The organism is Clostridium felsineum DSM 794 (assembly GCF_002006355.2).
Taxonomy (GTDB): Bacteria; Bacillota; Clostridia; order Clostridiales; family Clostridiaceae; genus Clostridium_S; species Clostridium_S felsineum.
In genome coordinates this window covers 2,470,004-2,489,643 of the sequence record NZ_CP096980.1, presented here as the reverse complement: position 1 = coordinate 2,489,643, position 19,640 = coordinate 2,470,004, and the positions used below count along the sequence as shown (strand labels likewise).

The window sequence follows — 19,640 nt, the reverse complement described above, 5'->3', positions numbered from 1 at the left end:
ATAAAAAGGAGGACTAAACTTGCTATATATAATTAAATTAATACTTTTAATATGTAGTTTAATTATAGCTTACTATCTAAGATACTTTATAAAACTAAAATTTAATTCTAAATATAAAAAAGCAAAGCCAGAATATAGCCCAATTGAAAAGACAAATACAATAAATTTCTTCAATAGAAAATTGATTGAAGAAAAACTTGTTAAATGTGGTAATCCGCTTAAATTAAATGTAAAAAGTTATATATTTTTAAAGTTGTTTATATTGTTAGGAGGAGCAGTGGCAGCTGTACAATATATTGGAGCATCAACTAAAGGCTTAATAGGGGGAGTAGCAGCAGCTATATTAGGCTTTTTTTCAGTGGACATCGTAAATTATTTAAGTAATGAAGATGATAAAAATAGAATAAGATTGGATTTAGCTGATGTATATGATTTGGTAAGTTTACAAACAGTTGCTGGAGTGAACATTGGACATGCATTATTAGAAGTTCATACAGTATGTAAAAGTAAGAGACTCCAAAAGAGTTTAATAAAATTAGCTGCTAAAATAAATTTATCTAAAAATATTGAAAAAGCACTTAATGAATTTAATAGTGAGTATGATATGCCTGAAATAGATACTTTTGTTGCAATTATAAAGGAAAGCTTATCAAGTGGTTTAAAAGAAGAAATAATAGATGATCAAAGTGCAGCCTTGAAAGCTGTAAATTCTTTTTACACAGCTAGTGAGACAGAAAAAATAGATATATATGTTTTAATTATATCCATGCTCCTTTTAGGAGGAATACTTGGCATGGTATATTATGGTATAGGAAGTGATTTACTAAAAAGTACACATGGATTGTTTAGTTAAAAGTATGCAGGAAACTGCAGCTTTTTTTATTTTCAATTATAAAATGAAAGGATGAGGTTTTATGAAACAATTATTTAATAAAGTAAAAAAGGGAGAGGTAAATACTGTAGCAGTTTTAGTAATTATAGCTGTTTTTTTAATTATAACCTACCCTATGTACAAAACCCTTATAAATGGATTTATGTCAAGTGTTCAAACTTGGTTTACCAATACTACTAAAAGTATATTTTCATAAAAGGGGGAGATAATTTGCATCATTTGTTAAATATGAAAAAAGAAGGTGGAGTTCAAATAGTTATAGCTACATTGATTGGAATCCTTATAATGAGTAGTGTTTTTCTTTATTTTGTATCAAACATAATTCCTATAAATGCTACTTATAAAGCAGAGACAATAGCTAGAAAATATATGTTAAAAATTGAGGAGGATGGATATTTAAAAGAAGAGAATTCAGAAAAAATGATAAATGAGTTTGCGTCTATTGGTATAAGTAACATAGATATTTCAGGTACAACACTTAGTCCAGTTACCTATGGAGAAAGTGTATATCTTAAAGTGAAATATAAAGAAACTATAAAAAATTTAAATATTGTAAATAGTATAATACCAACCTTTTCTAATGAAGAAAAAAATGTAGTTATTGAAAAGAGCTCTACAAGTAAAAATGTAATTGAACCTTGATAAGGGGGAATTTAGGTGAAGAAACTCAAAGGTGACGCATCAATGGTTGTACTTAGCTTATTTACGCTAATTTTAATAGGTTTATTAGTAGAGTTTGTTTTTTTTCATATGTTAATAGTAAAAGCAGCAGAAGGAGTGCAGGACGATGTTGTTTTTTCAAATCTTGCTATTTACAAAAATGTGGATCAGAATTCCTTAAGTTTAGATGATAGAAATTTAAAAATAGAAGACTGCAATTCAGCACTTAATACGTTTAAGGAGTATTTACAAAAGAATATGAAGCTTAATAGTAATTTGGATTCTTTAGATGATAGCTTTAAAGGTACTATCACTATAAATGAATTTACTATATACAACGTTAAAGGCAATTATGTGGAAATATTAACTTATAAACCACAAGACAATGTTTTTATCAAGAGTGAAGTGAAAAATAAAAATGAGAACATAGTTAAGACTTCAGATAATGTGGTAGTTAAAAATACAAGTATACACACGTCTATAAGTTATAATGTTAAGCTTCTCTTTGGACAAGTAAATACGGTTACCACATCAGTTGATACAGATATAGTTAAATGAAAGGATGAGTATATTTGAAAGTAAAAAAGTTTAATATAAGAATATTAATAAGTACAGTTTTTATAGGCTGTGCTGCTTTTAGTTTTTTAATTATAATAGAAAATAAAATATTAAGCTCAACATTAAAAAAAGAGGTTATAATAGCGTCTAAAGATATAAAGCAAGGTACAAAACTTAGTGATTATAATACTAAAAAATCTAGTTCTTATGCAGAAGGTATATCATCTAATAGTGTAATAAGTATGGAGGAGATAAAAAATAAATACGCTATTGGAGATATATACAAAGGAGAAGTGTTAAATAGGCAAAGAATTTCAGATAAAAGTGACAATATAGAAGTTTTTTTGAGAGAAAATGAAAAGGAGGTTTCAATACCTCTAGCTAAATTCAATAATGATGCTTTTGCAGGGACCATGCGAGAAGGAGATACTGTTGATATAATTCATACGAATATAGTTAATGAAGAAGCTGTAACTGATACAATTGCTAAGAAAACTAAAGTTATAGGTGCAGTTGATTCTGAGGGAAAACTACTTAAAAAGCAGGATAAAAATATTTTGGCGGCTTCTGTTATATTTTCTGTGTCAGAAGAAGAGGCTGTTAAAATAGCTAAAGAGTCAGCTTCTGGTTATTTTACAATAGATAAGTCGTCAATTTTAAAAAGATAGGCTAAAAAAAAGAATATAAATAAAAAATGCAATAAATGTGCTGTAATTTCAATATATAGTATAAGTTTATATAAGAGGCTAAAAGCTCAAATTTGCAATATTAAAGTATAAAATGTAAAATATAAGTAAAAGGGTTGCTTATAGTTTATATAAATAATAAGAGAGGTATTGAGATGATGAGATTAGGTACGTTTAGAAAATCAAAAAGGGTATCCAAAAGAGGTATAATAAATAAGTCAAATAAAATGAAAATACTTATAGGAGCCATGGGGTTTATTTTAGCATGTGAAGTTTTAGTTGGAGTAGTATATAAAATACATGATAACAAAACTGTAGAGAAAAAGGTAACCGCAGAAAAGACTTCAGATAAAAGTAAAGCTAAGGCTAAACCTCAAGATAAAGTTAAAGAAGATAATAAAGCTTCTGTAAATAAGTCGGTAGAAAATGCAAATAATACTACTGTACCTTCAAAATCCAATGTAGAAACTAATAATCTAAATTCAGGAAAAAATACAACAGAGTCAAGTAACAGTAGTGCAAAAAATAGTAATACTAATAAAAACAATAATACGAATACAAAGCAAAGTAATAATCAACAAGGGTCAAGTAGGACAAGCGGACAAAATACCATAAAAAAGAGTCCTATTGTAAATAATCCACCAGTACACCAAACTCAAGAGCCAATTAAGCCAGTTGAGCCAACAGTTAAAGAACCCCAAAATTCAGATGCATCAGTTACTAATCAGCAAAAATCAAGTACGACTAATAGTCAAGATGAAGACTATGCATCAAAAACTCAACAAGAGATAATGGATGAAATCAACAAAAATCAAAAATAAAATAAAGTTATTTTTATAGCGAATTGGACAGTGCAGTCCTGTTCGCTATTTTTTAATTAGGAGGAATATGTTTTGATATTTAGTTTCTTATGTGGTGTAGTTTTAGGTTATATAGCCATTAAGTATACAGAAAAAGTTTTAAAAGAAAATCAGCTGACATTTAAGCAACGTAGATTTTGGGAGATAGCATTAGGAGCAAGTTATCTTATTTTTTATAAAGAAAATAGCTTTAATTTTGAATTTTTAATATTATATGTTATTACCTATATACTTTTTTTAATATCCATAATTGATTTTAAAACAAAGAACATATATTTTTGTATCACATGTATTTTCTTTTTGTTTTGCGGTGGACACACGTTTATAAGTTTTTTAGATGGAAAAAGTTTAATGAGTTATATGTTTGGAGCAGTAATAATGTTAGGAGTTACGTATATTTTAGCTTTTTCTAGGGCTATTGGCTTGGGTGATGTTGAGATATTCACTATATGTGGTTTATATCTTGGAGTTTATAGAGGAATATTTATGCTTGCAGTATCAATGATCCTATGTGGGGGCTATGGTATTTTTAAGATTATAAAATATAAAACACTCAGGTTAGAAAGAGTAGCTTTTGTGCCATTTATATTTATTTCATTTGTAATAGTTAATGGTAATATGATCAAATTTTAATAGGGGGAGAGAGAATATGTATTATATGAATTTAAAACAAGAAAAAATTTTTAATTTTATAAGGACATTTAGATGTGCTAAACTGGAACATTTAAAAGGTCTCTTAGATATAAAAGATATTGAAAAACATCTAAAAACATTAATAAGTGAACAAAAAATTTATAAAATAGATGATATATATCTTTTGAAGAATGATATAAGGGATAATTCTAAAATTCTTAAAGCATTGGATTTATATGTTTATTTAAGAAATAAGGAATTGCCAATCCATTGGTGTATACCTGAGGACTTTCCTTTTATAATTGCATTTTTTAGAAATAATAAAGTTTTTGATGTAGCAGTTGTAAAAGAAGGAGAGGAAAGTCTTTATTCAACGGTAATAAACAGAGGTATTTCAGATAGAGTGATTTTAATCTTATATAAAAGGGAGCAGCAAGAAAAAATAAAAATAGAAAAGCAAGTAAAATTCTGCACTATAGAAAATGGTGCAGTTTATTTTTTTTGAAGGGAGATTTTATAATGGGTAATTCTTTTTATAATAAAGAGAGTATAAAGGTTAGAATGCCCAAAGTGGGCAATACCATTTTGAAAAATAGAGGAGAAATAAGGGGAGAGTTTACAATAATTAAAGAGTATGAAAATTATTTTTTAGCTATTTCAAAGCGACTTGGATTTAAAGAATGTTTTAGTAAGGCAAGCTTCTTTACACAGGAAATTAAAAAAGGAAGGTAGTATACAATTATGTGTAAAAGGTTTAAGATAGTATTCTTTAGTCTAATATATATACTAGTAAGTATTTATTTATTAATACCACCTATAGTACTTAGAAATAAATTTATTGAAATGAGTATGTCAAATAATTATAATGTGCATTTTAAAAAAATAATTATTATGTATAAGCATCCTTTTGAGAACTTTAAACTAATTATAACTCATGGCTATATATTAAAAGAATTCATTATAACCTTTTTTATTATAACTGTTTTAATTTGTATTTTATATTTTGGTTTTAGAAGTAGAGACACGGCAGGAGGAATAACTTACTTAAGAGATAATGGTACTCAGGGAACTGCTAATTGGATGAATAAAAAGAAAATGAAAAAAGTACTTAATATAGGAAATGAAAAAGGAATTGTGTTTGGTACTATAGAAAATAAAATGGTGACTTTACCAAGTAATACTTTTCTAAATAAAAATATAGCTGTATTTGGTGCTAGTGGAAGCATGAAGAGTAGAAGCTTTGTAAGACCTAATATAATGCAGCTAAGTGAAACTAATGAATCAATGATTATTACAGACCCAAAGGCTGAAATTTTTGAGTCTATGTCTGAATATTTAAGAGATAAAGGGTACACCGTTAAGGTTCTTAATTTAGTAAATATGATAAATTCAGATAGATGGAATCCATTAAATGAAGTAGAAGACGATATATCAGCTCAATATTTTGTTGAGACTGTTATGATAAATACAAAAGCACCTGGTGCAAAACAAGATGAATTTTGGGATAAAGCAGAAATGAATCTTTTAAAAGCATTAGTTTTATATGTTGTTAAAGAAAATCCAGAGGATGAGAGAAATTTATCGTCAGTATATTCTCTGCTTGCTTTAAATAGTACTGTAGCACTGGATACTCTATTTAGTAATTTATCACAAGAGAGTGAAGCTAAAATGCCATATAATATTTATTCACAGGCATCTGATAAAGTAAAAACAGGAGTAGTCATAGGCCTTGGATCAAAGCTTCAAATATTTCAAAATAAGTTGGTTTGTAATCTTACTAAAACCAGTGATATTGATTTGATTTTACCTAAAAAAGAAAAGTGTGCGTATTTTTGCATAACATCAGATATGTCATCAACCTTTGATTTTATAGCAGGGCTATTTTTTTCGTTTCTTTTTATAAAATTAGTTAAATATGCAGACTATGCGCCAAAAGAACATCAAAAAGATGTATATTTTATATTGGATGAATTTCCTAATATTGGGGCTATACCAGACTTTACAAAGAAAATATCAACTATGCGTTCAAGAGGAATTTCAAGCTTTATAATATTTCAAAATATAGCTCAACTTCAGAATAGATATCCTAATAACGGCTGGTCCGAAATTATAGGAAATTGTGATAGTAGATTATTTTTAGGGGCAACGGATATAATAACTTCTGAGTTTGTATCTAAACTTTTAGGAACTACAACTGTTAAGGATACAAAGTTAAGTAAAGCTGAGGGCTTTGAGGGCATTATAGATTTAGGACATACGACAAGTAGTTCATTAAAAAGAAATTTAATGAATCCAGATGAGGTATTAAGATTGTCAAATAAAAATGAAATACTTATTTTAAGAGGGCAAGAACCTATTCTATTAAATAAAATGGACTATACAAAACATAAATTTTCAAAATTAATTAAGCACATTAACATAAGTGACTACTTACCAAATTGGACTACTGAATATTATAAGGAAAAGAAAGATAACTTAAAGGATAAGAAAAAGGATGCTCAAAAGTCAGATTTTTGGTAAAAGAAAAGCTTCTCTAAAAAATGAGAAGTCTATAATTTGTCTAAAAAATTTAGTTGAGTAGAATTCAATTTATGATGGTAAGATGGCATCTTTAAAGAAATGTTATATCTGCTTGAGGCTTCTAATAAAACATTATTTAGTTTTGATACATTTCTGGCTGAGCAGTTATAACTTTCTTTAAATGTTTTTTCATATTTTGTTCTTAAAGATGGGAAATTTTCATCTAAACTTTTATAGTAATAATCTCTTTGTCTATCTCTTAAAGACATACCAAGCCAAGGAACAATATGTTTTACACCATAATAACTTGCTTTATTTACAATATCCAAAATATTTGCTTCAGTATCCTCTATAAAAGGCAATACAGGCATCATTGTTATACTAGTAGTTATTCCAAGGGTAGAAAGTACACCAAGAGCTTTAAAACGGTCAGAAGAAGAGGGTGCTCCAGGTTCAATTATGCTTGATAAATGATCATCAGTTGTTGTAATAGTTATGGCGACTGATGCGTAAATCTTATTTATTTCCTCAAGTAAATCTATATCTCTAAGTATAAGGTTACTTTTTGTTGTTATATGTACAGGATAATTGTTTTCAGATATAACTTCTAGGCATCTTCTAGTTAATAGGTAATTTTTTTCTGATTTAGTATATGGATCACTCATAGAACCCGTGGCCAAACAACCTTTTTTCCTTTTTGTTTTAAGTTCTTTTTTTATAATATCTACAGAATTTATTTTTACGATAAGTTCGTCAAAGTTATCTATTCTATAACATAAACTTCTGGAATCGCAATATATACAGTGGTGTTCACAGCCTCTATAAATATTAAAGATATAATTTGCACCAAACCAGCTTGAAGGGTTTTTATTAGATGAAAGTAGAGTTTTTGTCTCTATTTCATTTATCATTGTTTAAATAACGCTCCTTTAGTAAATTAATTATAACAGCTTTAACATATATCAAATTAAAACTATTATAGCATATTATGTATTAAAAATAATTTTAAATTATAAGTAAATTAAATACAATAAAGGTATAAAAACGTAAACAAATTAACGATATAATAGATGGAGGATGATAAACTTATGAGAATAAAAAAGTTTTTAATATTAATAATCATTGCTTTTATCACGTTTAGTATAGACATTTCAATGATAGTTAAAGCAGATAATAATGATATGAAAAGAGTTATTGTAAGTTCAGACGGAACTGGTGATTATAGTACTATACAAGATGCTATACAAGCTGGCAATAAGAATATTTTAATTAAAAATGGAACCTATTTTATTTCCAATACACTAATTATATCAGACAGTAATATTGATATAAGTGGTGAATCTAAATCAGGAGTGAAAATTATACAAACCAATTCTTCAGCAGATGGTATTGCTATTTATGCAAGTAATGTAAAATTAACAAATTTAACTGTAGATTGTCAAAAGTACAATGGAAAGGGAACTGCAATAGTAGAAGGACATTCTAATAATGTAGTGGTGAGTAATTGTATAGTATATGGATCAAATAGTAATTTTTCTATTTATTTTGCAGGGAAAGATTATTCAAGCGATACAGATACCATAAAAGGAGTAGAAAATGGAAATTTAGATAGTAATAATGCTGTAGAAAATTGTACTGTATATTCAAATAATGAGGGAGACGGAGTAGTTTTAGCTCTTCAACGTTATGGAAAATTAATAAATAATACAATAGAGGGCACAAGAATAGCCTTTTATATGTGTAATTCATCTGTTGTTAGAGGAAATGTAGTTAATAATTCTAATTCTCAAGGTATATTTGTATCAATACCAGCCTTTAATAATATTATTGAAGATAACACAATAAATAATTGTGCACTATCAGGTATAAAGATTGCAGCAGAAACGGAGCATACTAATTCAGAAATAGACAATCACACCTATGTGGGAACTGGATTTGTAATAGACAACAACAGAATAAATAATCCTGCTTATTTTGGTATGGAAATAGATGAGCTAGCAGCTTCTACAGTAGTTAGAAACAAACTTGATAAATGCGATTATGTAGGAATATATATGCTTAGATCAAATAATTTGCATGTTGTAGGAAATGCCATAACAAATAGTGGCTATGGAGTACACGAATCTAGTAATTCAAAATACAATAGTAATGCATCAAAAAATATAAAATGGGATACAAATAACAATTCAGCAGTATTTGTAGATTATAAAGCAAGTAACAGTATAATAGGCAGCAATGATATAAACAATTCAACCTCTGGATGTGCGCATGCAATATTCGCAAACGATTCACAAATAAATAATCAAGTAATTAATAATATTTATGTTGATAATAGTATTAGTGGAGACTATAGTGGGAAAAGGATTAATGTTAACACAGATTATAGTATTTTACCACTATTTTATATTGGAAGACTTATAAGATAAATTTAATAATGCATAAATAAACTTTTATACTAATTTTCTAGTATAAAAGTTTATTTATTTATAAACATAATTGTTAATATTTAATTTTTGAGGTAGTATAATATACATAAAGAAAATTAAATAGATTACTTAAAAGCAATTTTTTTAAATTTTGCTGATAAAGAGGTGTTTAATAATGTCAAGAATGCTCACTAAAAGTGATTATGATAGGTTAAAAGAGGAATATGAATATAGAAATACAGTTAAAAGACATGAGATAGCTAAGAAAAAAATGGAGGCAGCTGCATTTGGGGATCGTTCTGAAAATGCTGAATATAAGGCGGCAAAAGAAGAATATTACCATAATAATAGGAGACTTGGTCAAATATCAAGGCTATTAAAAAATTCTGTAATCATAGAAAAAAATAGAAATTCTAATGAAGTTGATATAGGTTCAGAGGTATGTTTGAAAATAGGGGAGGAAGAAATTTTTAAAGCCAAGCTTGTTACTACTCTTAATATAAACGTAGAAGAAGAGGATACTGAATACATAAGTGTAGATTCACCTTTTGGAAAAGCACTATATAAAAAACACGTAGGGGATATGTTTGATGTTATGCTTCCTGAAGACAGAAATATAAAAGATGTAAAAATAATATCCATAGAAAATTAAAAAGTGAAGTTCTGTACACCATAGTGTTTATACTGTGGTGTATTTTTATTTCGTAAATATGGCATAAATAATATAAGTTTTAAATAGAATTTACAAACTAGAATATAAATATAGATTTTAATTATGTGAAATGTTATTTTACAATTTAAGGAGGAAGATAGTGTTATGAAAAATGAATTAAATAATAGTGAGTACGATATTATAGCATCTAGGCAAAGTAAAAAAATACTTACAGGAACTTTAGCAGCAATAGAAAATGTCAAAATAGAAAGGGATGAAAATGTAGATTGTGGAGTAGTATTTTATGATGAATTTAAGATATTTATACCAATAAATGAAATGAATATATCAAGAGAAGATAAGAGAGTTATAAGGAGTATGATAGGTGCTGAAATAGACTTTATAGTAATGAATTTTCAAGAGGAAAATAAAATAGCTATTGCTTCAAGAAAAGAGGCAATGGAACTTAGAAAAAATTTAGAATTAAAGAAACATAAAGTTGGAGATAAGATTTCTGTAAGAGTTACATCTGTAGGAAGAAATAACTGCAGAGTTGACTGCTATGGAATAGAATATAGGGTTCCAATAAACGAAATAGATTATGGATATATCGATAAAGTGGACAAGTATGTACAAGTTGGAGATGTAGTTCAAGCAATAATAAAAGAATTAGATTTAGAGAAGAACATAGTAGTAGTTTCTATAAAAGAAGCAAAAACGGATCCATATCTTAGCATTGCAAAAACGTTAAATAAAGGTGGAGAGTACTTAGGGGTGGTAACAGGCATTAAGGATTATGGAATATTCTTAACAATAAGAAAAGGAGTTAATTGTCTTTGTCCGTTTCCTAATTGGTCTAATTTTTCTCCGGCCATAGGCGAGAAATTTGTTGTTAGAATTAAAAGTATTAATTATGATGAAAAGAAAATAAACGCCAATCTAATGCGTCCTATTAATCAAAGAAATCATAGTATAGTATAAGAAAGTTTGGAGTAGATTAAAAAGGGGTAAAAGAACAAGTAGAGTTTAATTACTCCCTTTTTAATAGCTATCAAAGTTTACATAATTAAAATTATGTATAAAAAATAAAAAGTAAATTAAAAAAATAATTTTTTCACAAAATACACATAATAAAAAAAATTTATAGCATAAAGGATTGTGAAGAAAAAATGATACATACAAAACGTGTATTTAAAACAAATATGATATTATTCTGTGAATTTGCTTTTTTTTTAAACATACTTAATGGAAGTAGTATTTTTAAATCTCAAAAATTAAAATTTAATAATGAAGGAAAATTTAAAATAGTACAGTTTACGGATTTACATCAAAATGACAGTATTAATTTAAAAACAGTACATTTTATGGAGAAGGTTATAGATTCTGAAAAACCAGACTTTGTTATGCTAACAGGAGACAATATAGATGGGAGGTACTGTATGAATATTACATATAAAAAGGCTATTGAAAGTATAGTAAAACCTATGGAGGAAAGAAAAATTCCATGGGCAGTTGTACTTGGAAATCATGATACTGAATCTATAGATGTAAAAAGAAAAGATATGGTGAAGGAATACACAAAATACCAATATAACATGAACAAATTAACAGAAGGAAATGAATTTAATCTTTTGGTTATGAATTCTAAAGATTCACTTCCAATTTTTAATATGTATATGCTAGATTCTGGGGATTATAGTGATGATGGTGGATATGGATGCATTGAACTATCACAAGTTAATTGGTACAAAGAGACTTCATCAGGATTAAGAAAAAAGTATAAACATATAATTCCGGCAATTATGTTTTTTCATATACCTTTAATTCAATATAATGAGGCTTTTGAAAAGAATAATTTATCTGGAGAAAGAAGAGAAAAAATATGTTATCAAGGTAAAGATACTGGATTATTAAAAGAAATACAAAAACAGGACGATGTAAAAGCTATATTTGTTGGTCATGATCATACTAATGATTTTATTGGAAAGGTTGGAGAGGTATTCTTAGGATATGGTAGATGTACAGGATACGATGCATACGATGATTCTAATTATGAAAGGGGAGCTCGTATTATACTCTTAAATGAAAAAGATACAAGTAAATTTAAAACTTGGGAAACTCTTGATAAAAATTTGAAATAAATTTAGAAATTTTTTGAGAATATCATATAAATAATAATGTAATCAAATTAAATTTACTGAAATCTTTAGTAAATTCAGTAACTAAAAAGAATTGGTTTATACCGACAAGCTGTTTGCAATTTTATATTGTGGCGGCTTTATTTTTATTTTAAGGAGGAGTTTTAATGGAAAAGTTTAAGCAAGTTTCAAAAATGAAGGGAAATGGGTTTTATTTCAGTTACAATGTGGACAAGGAAAATATAGAATATGGAATTTCAAAAATTTTATTTCAGATACTAAAAAATAAGAAGGATATTGTAATAGTTTCATTAGGAGTAGATACTGTAATAGGTGATTGTTTAGGACCTTTAGTTGGGAGCATGTTAAAAAGGAATGGAATAAAAAATGTATATGGGACATTAGACAAAACAGTAAATATGTCTAACATATCAAAAATTTTAAATGAAATTCATGAAAAATTTAATGAACCATACATTCTAGTAGTAGATGCTGCCATATCATCAGAAGATAATGTGAATAATATTATATTAAAAAATGGAGGATTTGAACCAGGAATAAAAGGCAACAATGGTAAAAGGGTAAGCATTGGCGATTTATCCTTGGTTGGAGTAGTTTGGAGAGAAGATTATAAAAAGTACAATTTATTAACACTACTAGAACAATGTGATTTTGAAGACGTGTTAAGGTTAGCTAGAGCAATTTCAAAAATTCTAATTTTAACATTCTTAAGACTAAAAAAAGAAGGATTATATTATGGATTCTAAAGAATATTTAGAAAAATACTATTATGAAAAAGATATAGAGGAGGAATTTTTAAAATTATTATATAAAATACTAAAAAGAGAAAAAGAGATAGTTGTAATATGTATAGGTAATCCACTTTTAGATGGAAACATACTTGCACCTCTTGTGGGAACATTTTTATGTGAACAAAATATTTATAATGTCTATGGAACTATTAAAAATCCAGTGGATAAAAACAATATAAAGGAAATCTACAGTCATATATTGAATAACTATAATAATCCTTATATAATATCTGTTGGGATTATGTTTCCTTTAGATTTTCATGATGAAAGGGAAGTTATAATACTAAAAAATGAGCCTTATGAAATACTAAGTACTTCAGGTAATTTGAAAATTGGAGATGCTAGTTTTAAAGTTGTTTTTGATATTGAAGATAATTATTACAACGTAAATAGTTTAGAAAAGCTTGGACTAGGTAAAATATATAAATATTCTAAAATCATATTTAAAGTTTTATATTATGTATTACATAACCAAAATTATGTAAACAAAAACAAAAAGTAAACCTGAACAAAATTTTAAATTGAAGCCTAATTAAAGGAAAATGTTCTAGATTAAAATAGAATTTCCCATAATTAGGCTTCTTTATATGTTATAATAAACTTTAGAGTTTACACATATTTTAAGGAGGTAAAGTAAATGCTTGATATTAATAGTTGTGCAATTTTGAATAATGGTGTTAAAATGCCTTGGCTAGGATTCGGAACTTATAAAATAGAGTATGAAAATGCATCTGTAGATTATATAAGAAAAGCTCTAGAAGTTGGTTATAGACATATAGATACGGCATCAGTGTATGGTAATGAACCTATTGTAGGTCAAGCGTTAAAAGAAAGTGGTATTAAAAGAAATGAAATTTTTGTAACTAGTAAGGTTTGGAATAATAAACATGGTTATGATAAAACACTTAAGGCATTTGAAGATACATTAGAAAGGCTTAATATGGATTATCTAGATTTATATTTAATTCACTGGCCTAAGAAATTAAATAAAGAAACATGGAAGGCCCTTGAGAGATTGTATAAAGACAAAAGGGTTAGAGCTATAGGAGTAAGTAACTTTAAGGTACATCATTTAAAAGAGATATTAGAAGATTGTGAGATAGCTCCAATGGTTAATCAAGTAGAATATCACCCACAATTCCAACAAACAGAACTTAAGGAGTTTTGTACTAAAAATAAAATTCAGTTGGAAGCCTGGGGACCTTTAATGCAAGGAAAAATATTTGATATGCCATTAATGCATGAACTTGCTACTAAATATAATAAAACTATAGCTCAGATAGCACTTAGATGGGATTTACAAACAGGAGTAGTTACTATACCTAAGTCAATAAATGAGAATAGAATAAAGGAAAATTGTGATTTATATGATTTTGAAATATCTAAGGAAGATATGGAAAAAATAAAAAATCTCAATACAGACATTAGGATAGGTCATGATCCAGATACAATAACATTTTAAATATTTGAGCATGTGAAGAAAAGTCTGTAAATAAAAATAATAAGGCTTTCTATGGTAAAATAAAATCATAGGAGGCCTTTTATTATGGCAAGAAAAAAAGATATTTATAAGGTAAAACCAATGAATGAAGGAAAAAGAAATATTATATCAGCTCTTATAGAAGAGTATGATATTCAGTCAGCTGAGGATATTCAGGAAGCTTTAAAAGATCTATTAGGTGGAACTATTCAATCTATGCTTGAAGGTGAAATGGACGAGCATTTAGGCTATGAACCATATGAACGAGCCGAAACTACAAACTCAAGAAATGGGAAAAAACAAAAAAGAATTCGAAGCAAATATGGTGAGATGAATATAGATGTACCACAGGATAGAGAAAGTTCTTTTGAACCTAAAATAGTACAAAAACACCAGAAAGATATTTCTGGTATAGAAGAAAAAATTATTTCTATGTATGCTAAAGGATTAAGTACCAGACAAATTTCAGAACAAATTGAAGATATATATGGGTTTGAAGTTAGTGAAGGAATGGTTTCAAATATAACCAATAAACTTCTTCCTGAAATAGAAGCATGGCAACATAGACCTTTATCTACAGTATATCCAATTGTTTTCATTGATGCAGTTCATTTTTCCGTAAGGGAAAATAACGTTATACGTAAGCTTGCAGCTTACATTATTCTTGGTATAAATAATGAAGGCAGAAAAGAAGTACTTTCTATAAATATTGGAGAAAATGAAAGCAGTAAATATTGGCTTAGTGCTCTCAATGAATTAAAAAATAGAGGTGTTCAAGATATCCTTATCCTTTGTGCAGATGGTCTTACAGGGATAAAGGAATCTATATCAGTAGCTTTTCCAAATACTGAATATCAACGTTGTATAGTTCATCAAGTAAGAAATACATTAAAGTATGTTTCTGATAAAGATAAAAAAGAATTTGCAAAAGATTTAAAAACTATATATCATGCACCTTCTGAGGAAATTGCATATAAGCAATTAGAAGAAATCACTGGAAAATGGGAAAAACATTATCCTAACTCAATGAAAAGCTGGAAATCAAATTGGGATGCTATTAGCCCTATTTTTAAGTTCTCTGCTGATGTAAGAAAAGTTATTTATACTACAAATGCAATCGAAAGTCTCAACAGCACATATCGTAGATTAAATAGACAAAGAACTGTATTTCCAAGCGATACATCACTTTTAAAAGCTTTATACCTTGCTACTTTTGAAGCTACAAAAAAATGGCGTTTGCCACTAAGAAATTGGGGTAAAGTGTACGGTGAATTATCCATTATGTATGAAGGACGACTTACTGAATAAAAAGCTTAATATGCCAAAAACGCCTGTTTTTAAAGGCGTTCTTGACATACATATTTTTAGAATGTATATTTAAAACAAGATAGAAAGTCACTTTTGACAATCTTGTCTTTTAAAACTTACCATAGAAAGTTATTTTACAGAAAGAATTTTACACTCTCAAATATTTCAAGATATGTAAAACCAAAGGATAAATTTAATTGTCCTTTGGTTTTATCTTTACAGTATTTTAAAAATTATAATAATTTAGTATTAAATATATTTGCTAATTTTAAAGATGAGACTTTATCTTTTATTTCTTCTCCATTTATAGAATATAAGCCTATTTCTTTCATTCTTTTAAAGTATTCTGCTCCAGCAAAGGTATATCTATTACGTCGGCCTTCTTTTGTCATAAGTTTGTAGTTAGCATATGAAATTATATCACCAATTACAGTTTCTTGTGGTAAAGTCAAAAGAGGCATACCCAAAAAGCTTCTTACAGCATTATGTCCTGAAAGACTTCCAGTACAAATAGCTTCTGCTTGACATTTATTAATGCAAAGTATTATTTACAACTTAAAATTAATCTACTACAAGATGAATGTCAACAGTTCCAGTCTCACCATCCCAGGTAATATAATCAATAATACTTCTTAAAATAAGCTTTTTCTCTTCAATATTAAAGAAGTTATCTACAAGTATTTCACCTAAAAGTTTTTTTATATTATCTATATTTTTGTATTCTAAATCAGTTCTTTTGTACATTTGTTCTAAATTGCATTTTAATTTTTTTATATCGGTTTTTAAAATTTTTATTTCGGAAAGTATATCATTGGATAATTCACTAGATACAGAAAGGTATTTTATAAGATTTTTTACTTGTGCTTGTTTATTAGATATAGTATGTTTTATGTTGCGAATTTCTATATTTTTATTGTAATTATTAAAATTTATAAATGTATTAACTATAGTTTCTTTATCCAAAGGTATTTTTCTTAGCTCATTTATAACAGACATTTCAATTTCATCTGTTCTTATATTGGGATTAAAACATTTATTTTCACCCTTATAGTCTTTCTTTGAACATTTATAATAAAATAGTTTTTTGCCACTTTTATCTAATGGCCCATGTATAATCTTCATAGGACTTCCACAATGCTTACAATTGAGTAACCCTGTTAAAAGAGCATAACTTGTTTTTCCTATGCGTGGGGCTTTATGTTTGTTTTTTAAAATAAATTCTTGAACTTCAAGCCATTTTTCACCATCTATGATTCCTTCATGCTTTGCAATAGCTGCAATCCATTCATTAGTTTTTCTAAATTTTTTTGTTCCTCTCTTTTTATTGTAAGTTAAGATTCCATGTTTATTGTCAGGTTCTCCAATAATGTTTATTCCCTGCTTCTTTAGGAAAATCATAACATTTTTATTTGCACGAACGTATACAGGATTGGTTAGAATATCTCTTACAGCCTGTTTATTCCACAGTAATTTGCCTGTTTTTGTTTTTATTGAGTTTTGAATTAGATATTTAGTTACCTTGCTTAAAGAATGATATTCAATATAATTTTTGTATACAAGTTTTACTATTTCAAGTTCTTCTTTTATAGGTGAAAGGGAATACATTTTTTTTTCGTGCATTTCGTTATCTAAATAACAAATAGCTGTACTATTAAAACCTAGAGGTGTTTGACCTCCAAGCCATCTTCCTGCCTTTGCAAGTTCTAACATATTGTCACTAATTCTTTCAGCTATGGTTTCCCTTTCAAGTTGAGCGAAGATAGAGGCTATATACATCATTGCTCTTCCCATTGGAGTTGTGGTATCAAATTGTTCTTTTATACTTATAAAATTTATGTTTAAATATTGAAGAGTATTTATGAGAGAGGAAAAATCACAGATATTTCTGCTTACACGATCTAATCTATAACATATTATCACACTAAACTTTTTGTTTTTAGCATCATTAAGCATTTGTTTAAATTTAGGTCTATTAAGGTTTTTTCCTGAAAATCCATCGTCATTGTATATTAAAAATTCAGTAGGATCCTTTATGTGATTTTTTATATAAGTTTTACACATCTCAATTTGATTTTCTATAGAATCTCCCTTAATAGTGAATTTTGATTTTCTACTATAAATGGCTATTTTCAAAATATCAAATCCCGTAAATTGCTTATATAAATTATACTGAAGATTAATGAATAATATTACTATATAAAAAAACTAAGCATATATTTATAAGGTAAATAATATTTTAGGAAGACTTTTATGTTTAAAATAAGAAAATTAAAAATGCAAGTTCCAGAAGATACAAAAAGGATTAGTGAAGCTTATGCAAAAATAGTAGCTGAAATAATAGAGAATAGAGTACGTAAGGATAAAATAAGTAAAATTTCAAGTGAAATAGATAACTAGTTTATTAGATTAAATTAGTTATTTACAAGTATCCCTTCAATAATATTTAATATTTTCAGAATTTATTGCATTAATTATAATTGTATTTAAACTGTTGCTAAAATATCAATAATTTGCTAGAATAAATTGAGTTACAATTTAGGAGGTACATAATGAATTTACTTAAGAAAAAAACATTAAAAAAATTATTAGCATTTGCTTGTGTTAGTTCTATACTTGTTACGTTCTTTACAGGCTGTAGTTCAAAAAAAGCTGAAACTAAAGTTAATACAACCTTATTATCAAAATCTGAATTTGAAAAAATGTATCCTACTAATTCTGGTGGATATGTAGGTAGAAAAGCCAATTTTTATGCCAAAGTTTCTAATGATCCTAAATCAGGTGATGGAGGAGTATATATTCAGTGTGAGGCTGAAAATAGTTTAAATATGAATACTCTTGTAAAAGTAAAAAGTAGTAATTTGGATATAAAAAAGGATGATGTAATTCATGTTGTTGGACATGTAATAAAATCATCCGGAGATGATAAGTCTTCAGATTCAATGGATGGAACGCCAACAATTAAGGCTACTAAGGTGGAAAAAACTGATTATGCTACAGCCTTTGATCCAGCTGTTAAGACTATACAAATGAATCAAGATCAAAATCAAAATGGATTTGTTATTACTGTACAGAAAGTTGAAGTAAGTAAAAATGTTACAAGAGTGTATTTAGGGTTAAGTAATACGTCTAATAATACAGTATCGATAAATACTTTTGAAAGTAAGTTAATTCAAGGTTCTAATCAAATAGATATAAGTGAAGAGCAATCAATGAATTATCCACAAATTCAAACTCAACTTATGCAGGGAATTAAATCTCAAGGTGTTCTTGTATTTAAAAACGTAAATCTCGGCGGTGATAATGTTAAATTTACAATTACAGCTAGTTCACAAGACTATAATGTACAATTTCAACCATATCAATTTGATATTTCTTTAAAATAGAAATAAAGTGTAAAAAGTAAAAAAGAAGTAAGATAAACTATTTATAGTTACTTACTTCTTTTTTTTATAAAAATCTATTTAAAAAATATATATTTTAAATTAATTTGGGTACACTATTATTGCTACAAAGATTTGCAATTGTAAAAGGAGAGATGCTAAATGTCAGATAACAATGATAATAGAGAACAGCATGAAGATGTACGTACTACCAACAATAATAATAATAATTTAATGCGTTGGGTAGGCAGATTAGCTTTATTTGCAATAATTTTGGCTATAACATCATTTTTGACACCTGGTTTTTCTATACGAGGCTTTTGGACGTTTATAGTAGCATCTGTTGTAATAACTGCTCTTGATTACCTTGTAGAATCTTTTATGAAGGTTGATGCTTCACCTTTTGGAAAAGGCTTCAAGGGCTTTATTATATCAGCTATAATTATATATGTTGCTCAATATTTAGTACCCAATATGCATGCATCAATAATAGGAGCATTATTAGCAGCTTTAGTTATAGGTGTAATAGATGCTATAATTCCAACTAGAGCTATGTAGATTTTTAGAGAACTATTTTCAAGTTTGAAAATAGTTCTCTAATTTTATTATATGTAGAATTTGTATTTTGAATGTTC

At 27.4% G+C, this 19,640-nt stretch carries 24 protein-coding genes; 21 read left to right on the top strand and 3 right to left on the bottom strand.

Annotated elements, in window-relative coordinates; translation table 11 throughout:
• Nucleotides 1–19 precede the first annotated feature (19 nt).
• The 10 genes from CLFE_RS11765 to CLFE_RS11720 all read left to right on the top strand — a co-directional run bounded on the left by CLFE_RS11765 (nt 20) and on the right by CLFE_RS11720 (nt 6,809).
• Nucleotides 20–853, top strand: coding sequence for a type II secretion system F family protein (locus CLFE_RS11765; protein WP_077895391.1), 834 nt, complete (start codon nt 20–22; stop codon nt 851–853).
• Nucleotides 854–914: 61 nt separating this feature from the next.
• A complete protein-coding gene (locus tag CLFE_RS11760; RefSeq protein ID WP_139355776.1) occupies nt 915–1,088 on the top strand; it encodes a hypothetical protein in 174 nt (57 codons plus the stop codon).
• 14 nt (nt 1,089–1,102) lie between these two features.
• Nucleotides 1,103–1,534, top strand: coding sequence for a hypothetical protein (locus CLFE_RS11755; RefSeq protein WP_139356239.1), 432 nt, complete (start codon nt 1,103–1,105; stop codon nt 1,532–1,534).
• Between the two features lie 15 nt (nt 1,535–1,549).
• On the top strand, nt 1,550–2,110 hold the full coding sequence (locus CLFE_RS11750; RefSeq protein WP_242951726.1) for a hypothetical protein: 561 nt from the start codon (nt 1,550–1,552) through the stop codon (nt 2,108–2,110).
• Nucleotides 2,111–2,124: 14 nt separating this feature from the next.
• The gene (gene cpaB / locus CLFE_RS11745) at nt 2,125–2,778 is read left to right on the top strand and encodes a Flp pilus assembly protein CpaB (protein WP_077836120.1); all 654 of its coding nucleotides are present in this window, start codon (nt 2,125–2,127) and stop codon (nt 2,776–2,778) included.
• A 173-nt stretch (nt 2,779–2,951) separates the two neighbouring features.
• Nucleotides 2,952–3,617 carry a hypothetical protein gene (locus CLFE_RS11740; RefSeq protein ID WP_077895392.1) on the top strand — a complete coding sequence of 222 codons (666 nt, stop codon included), beginning with the start codon at nt 2,952–2,954 and terminating at the stop codon, nt 3,615–3,617.
• 72 nt (nt 3,618–3,689) lie between these two features.
• On the top strand, nt 3,690–4,289 hold the full coding sequence (locus CLFE_RS11735) for a prepilin peptidase (RefSeq protein ID WP_077895393.1): 600 nt from the start codon (nt 3,690–3,692) through the stop codon (nt 4,287–4,289).
• Between the two features lie 16 nt (nt 4,290–4,305).
• Nucleotides 4,306–4,794, top strand: a complete 489-nt coding sequence (locus tag CLFE_RS11730; protein ID WP_077895394.1) for a DUF5697 family protein — start codon at nt 4,306–4,308, stop codon at nt 4,792–4,794.
• A 14-nt stretch (nt 4,795–4,808) separates the two neighbouring features.
• Nucleotides 4,809–5,021: a hypothetical protein gene (locus CLFE_RS11725; protein ID WP_077895395.1), complete on the top strand. Its 213-nt coding sequence runs from the start codon at nt 4,809–4,811 to the stop codon at nt 5,019–5,021.
• Between the two features lie 9 nt (nt 5,022–5,030).
• Nucleotides 5,031–6,809: a VirD4-like conjugal transfer protein, CD1115 family gene (locus CLFE_RS11720; RefSeq protein WP_077895396.1), complete on the top strand. Its 1,779-nt coding sequence runs from the start codon at nt 5,031–5,033 to the stop codon at nt 6,807–6,809.
• Between the two features lie 29 nt (nt 6,810–6,838).
• Here the strand turns inward: CLFE_RS11720 and CLFE_RS11715 are convergent, their stop codons facing one another.
• Nucleotides 6,839–7,720, bottom strand: a complete 882-nt coding sequence (locus CLFE_RS11715) for an SPL family radical SAM protein (protein ID WP_077895397.1) — start codon at nt 7,718–7,720, stop codon at nt 6,839–6,841.
• Nucleotides 7,721–7,897: 177 nt separating this feature from the next.
• Here CLFE_RS11715 and CLFE_RS11710 point away from each other — a divergent pair, with 177 nt between their 5' ends.
• From CLFE_RS11710 to CLFE_RS11675, 8 genes are all read left to right on the top strand, one after another.
• On the top strand, nt 7,898–9,235 hold the full coding sequence (locus CLFE_RS11710; RefSeq protein ID WP_077834036.1) for a right-handed parallel beta-helix repeat-containing protein: 1,338 nt from the start codon (nt 7,898–7,900) through the stop codon (nt 9,233–9,235).
• Nucleotides 9,236–9,410: 175 nt separating this feature from the next.
• Nucleotides 9,411–9,887, top strand: coding sequence for a transcription elongation factor GreA (gene greA / locus CLFE_RS11705; RefSeq protein ID WP_077834035.1), 477 nt, complete (start codon nt 9,411–9,413; stop codon nt 9,885–9,887).
• A gap of 165 nt (nt 9,888–10,052) precedes the next feature.
• Complete coding sequence (locus tag CLFE_RS11700; RefSeq protein ID WP_077834034.1) at nt 10,053–10,868, top strand: S1 RNA-binding domain-containing protein; 816 nt, start codon at nt 10,053–10,055, stop codon at nt 10,866–10,868.
• Nucleotides 10,869–11,056: 188 nt separating this feature from the next.
• Nucleotides 11,057–12,028, top strand: a complete 972-nt coding sequence (locus tag CLFE_RS11695; protein WP_077895398.1) for a metallophosphoesterase family protein — start codon at nt 11,057–11,059, stop codon at nt 12,026–12,028.
• A gap of 164 nt (nt 12,029–12,192) precedes the next feature.
• Complete coding sequence (yyaC, locus tag CLFE_RS11690; protein WP_077895399.1) at nt 12,193–12,792, top strand: spore protease YyaC; 600 nt, start codon at nt 12,193–12,195, stop codon at nt 12,790–12,792.
• Nucleotides 12,782–13,339: a DUF1256 domain-containing protein gene (locus CLFE_RS11685; protein WP_077853192.1), complete on the top strand. Its 558-nt coding sequence runs from the start codon at nt 12,782–12,784 to the stop codon at nt 13,337–13,339. Before yyaC ends, CLFE_RS11685 begins: the two co-directional genes overlap by 11 nt.
• Nucleotides 13,340–13,474: 135 nt before the next feature.
• The gene (locus tag CLFE_RS11680) at nt 13,475–14,299 is read left to right on the top strand and encodes an aldo/keto reductase (protein WP_077895400.1); all 825 of its coding nucleotides are present in this window, start codon (nt 13,475–13,477) and stop codon (nt 14,297–14,299) included.
• A gap of 120 nt (nt 14,300–14,419) precedes the next feature.
• Nucleotides 14,420–15,625, top strand: coding sequence for an IS256 family transposase (locus CLFE_RS11675; RefSeq protein ID WP_169851037.1), 1,206 nt, complete (start codon nt 14,420–14,422; stop codon nt 15,623–15,625).
• A 233-nt stretch (nt 15,626–15,858) separates the two neighbouring features.
• Here CLFE_RS11675 and CLFE_RS11670 read toward each other — a convergent pair whose 3' ends face one another.
• On the bottom strand, nt 15,859–16,086 hold the full coding sequence (locus CLFE_RS11670; RefSeq protein WP_176124791.1) for a hypothetical protein: 228 nt from the start codon (nt 16,084–16,086) through the stop codon (nt 15,859–15,861).
• Nucleotides 16,087–16,186: 100 nt separating this feature from the next.
• Entirely contained in the window at nt 16,187–17,758 is a 1,572-nt protein-coding gene (locus tag CLFE_RS11665; RefSeq protein ID WP_077892556.1) for a recombinase family protein, read from the bottom strand.
• 117 nt (nt 17,759–17,875) lie between these two features.
• Here CLFE_RS11665 and CLFE_RS11660 point away from each other — a divergent pair, with 117 nt between their 5' ends.
• The 3 genes from CLFE_RS11660 to CLFE_RS11650 all read left to right on the top strand — a co-directional run bounded on the left by CLFE_RS11660 (nt 17,876) and on the right by CLFE_RS11650 (nt 19,563).
• Nucleotides 17,876–18,022, top strand: coding sequence for a hypothetical protein (locus CLFE_RS11660; protein ID WP_169850883.1), 147 nt, complete (start codon nt 17,876–17,878; stop codon nt 18,020–18,022).
• Between the two features lie 152 nt (nt 18,023–18,174).
• Nucleotides 18,175–19,008 (top strand): hypothetical protein, encoded by an 834-nt coding sequence (locus CLFE_RS11655; protein ID WP_077834028.1) that lies wholly within the window; start codon nt 18,175–18,177, stop codon nt 19,006–19,008.
• A 231-nt stretch (nt 19,009–19,239) separates the two neighbouring features.
• On the top strand, nt 19,240–19,563 hold the full coding sequence (locus tag CLFE_RS11650; protein ID WP_432706068.1) for a phage holin family protein: 324 nt from the start codon (nt 19,240–19,242) through the stop codon (nt 19,561–19,563).
• Nucleotides 19,564–19,640: the final 77 nt, after the last annotated feature.

Coding starts and splice junctions, on each gene's coding strand:
- CLFE_RS11760 (WP_139355776.1), top strand. CDS start 915: ATGAAACAATTATTTAATAAAGTAAAAAAGGGAGAGGTAAATACTGTA.
- CLFE_RS11740 (WP_077895392.1), top strand. CDS start 2,952: ATGATGAGATTAGGTACGTTTAGAAAATCAAAAAGGGTATCCAAAAGA.
- CLFE_RS11730 (WP_077895394.1), top strand. CDS start 4,306: ATGTATTATATGAATTTAAAACAAGAAAAAATTTTTAATTTTATAAGG.
- CLFE_RS11725 (WP_077895395.1), top strand. CDS start 4,809: ATGGGTAATTCTTTTTATAATAAAGAGAGTATAAAGGTTAGAATGCCC.
- CLFE_RS11720 (WP_077895396.1), top strand. CDS start 5,031: ATGTGTAAAAGGTTTAAGATAGTATTCTTTAGTCTAATATATATACTA.
- CLFE_RS11715 (WP_077895397.1), bottom strand. CDS start 7,720: ATGATAAATGAAATAGAGACAAAAACTCTACTTTCATCTAATAAAAAC.
- CLFE_RS11710 (WP_077834036.1), top strand. CDS start 7,898: ATGAGAATAAAAAAGTTTTTAATATTAATAATCATTGCTTTTATCACG.
- greA (WP_077834035.1), top strand. CDS start 9,411: ATGTCAAGAATGCTCACTAAAAGTGATTATGATAGGTTAAAAGAGGAA.
- CLFE_RS11700 (WP_077834034.1), top strand. CDS start 10,053: ATGAAAAATGAATTAAATAATAGTGAGTACGATATTATAGCATCTAGG.
- CLFE_RS11695 (WP_077895398.1), top strand. CDS start 11,057: ATGATACATACAAAACGTGTATTTAAAACAAATATGATATTATTCTGT.
- yyaC (WP_077895399.1), top strand. CDS start 12,193: ATGGAAAAGTTTAAGCAAGTTTCAAAAATGAAGGGAAATGGGTTTTAT.
- CLFE_RS11685 (WP_077853192.1), top strand. CDS start 12,782: ATGGATTCTAAAGAATATTTAGAAAAATACTATTATGAAAAAGATATA.
- CLFE_RS11680 (WP_077895400.1), top strand. CDS start 13,475: ATGCTTGATATTAATAGTTGTGCAATTTTGAATAATGGTGTTAAAATG.
- CLFE_RS11675 (WP_169851037.1), top strand. CDS start 14,420: ATGAATGAAGGAAAAAGAAATATTATATCAGCTCTTATAGAAGAGTAT.
- CLFE_RS11670 (WP_176124791.1), bottom strand. CDS start 16,086: ATGCCTCTTTTGACTTTACCACAAGAAACTGTAATTGGTGATATAATT.
- CLFE_RS11660 (WP_169850883.1), top strand. CDS start 17,876: ATGTTTAAAATAAGAAAATTAAAAATGCAAGTTCCAGAAGATACAAAA.
- CLFE_RS11655 (WP_077834028.1), top strand. CDS start 18,175: ATGAATTTACTTAAGAAAAAAACATTAAAAAAATTATTAGCATTTGCT.
- CLFE_RS11650 (WP_432706068.1), top strand. CDS start 19,240: ATGCGTTGGGTAGGCAGATTAGCTTTATTTGCAATAATTTTGGCTATA.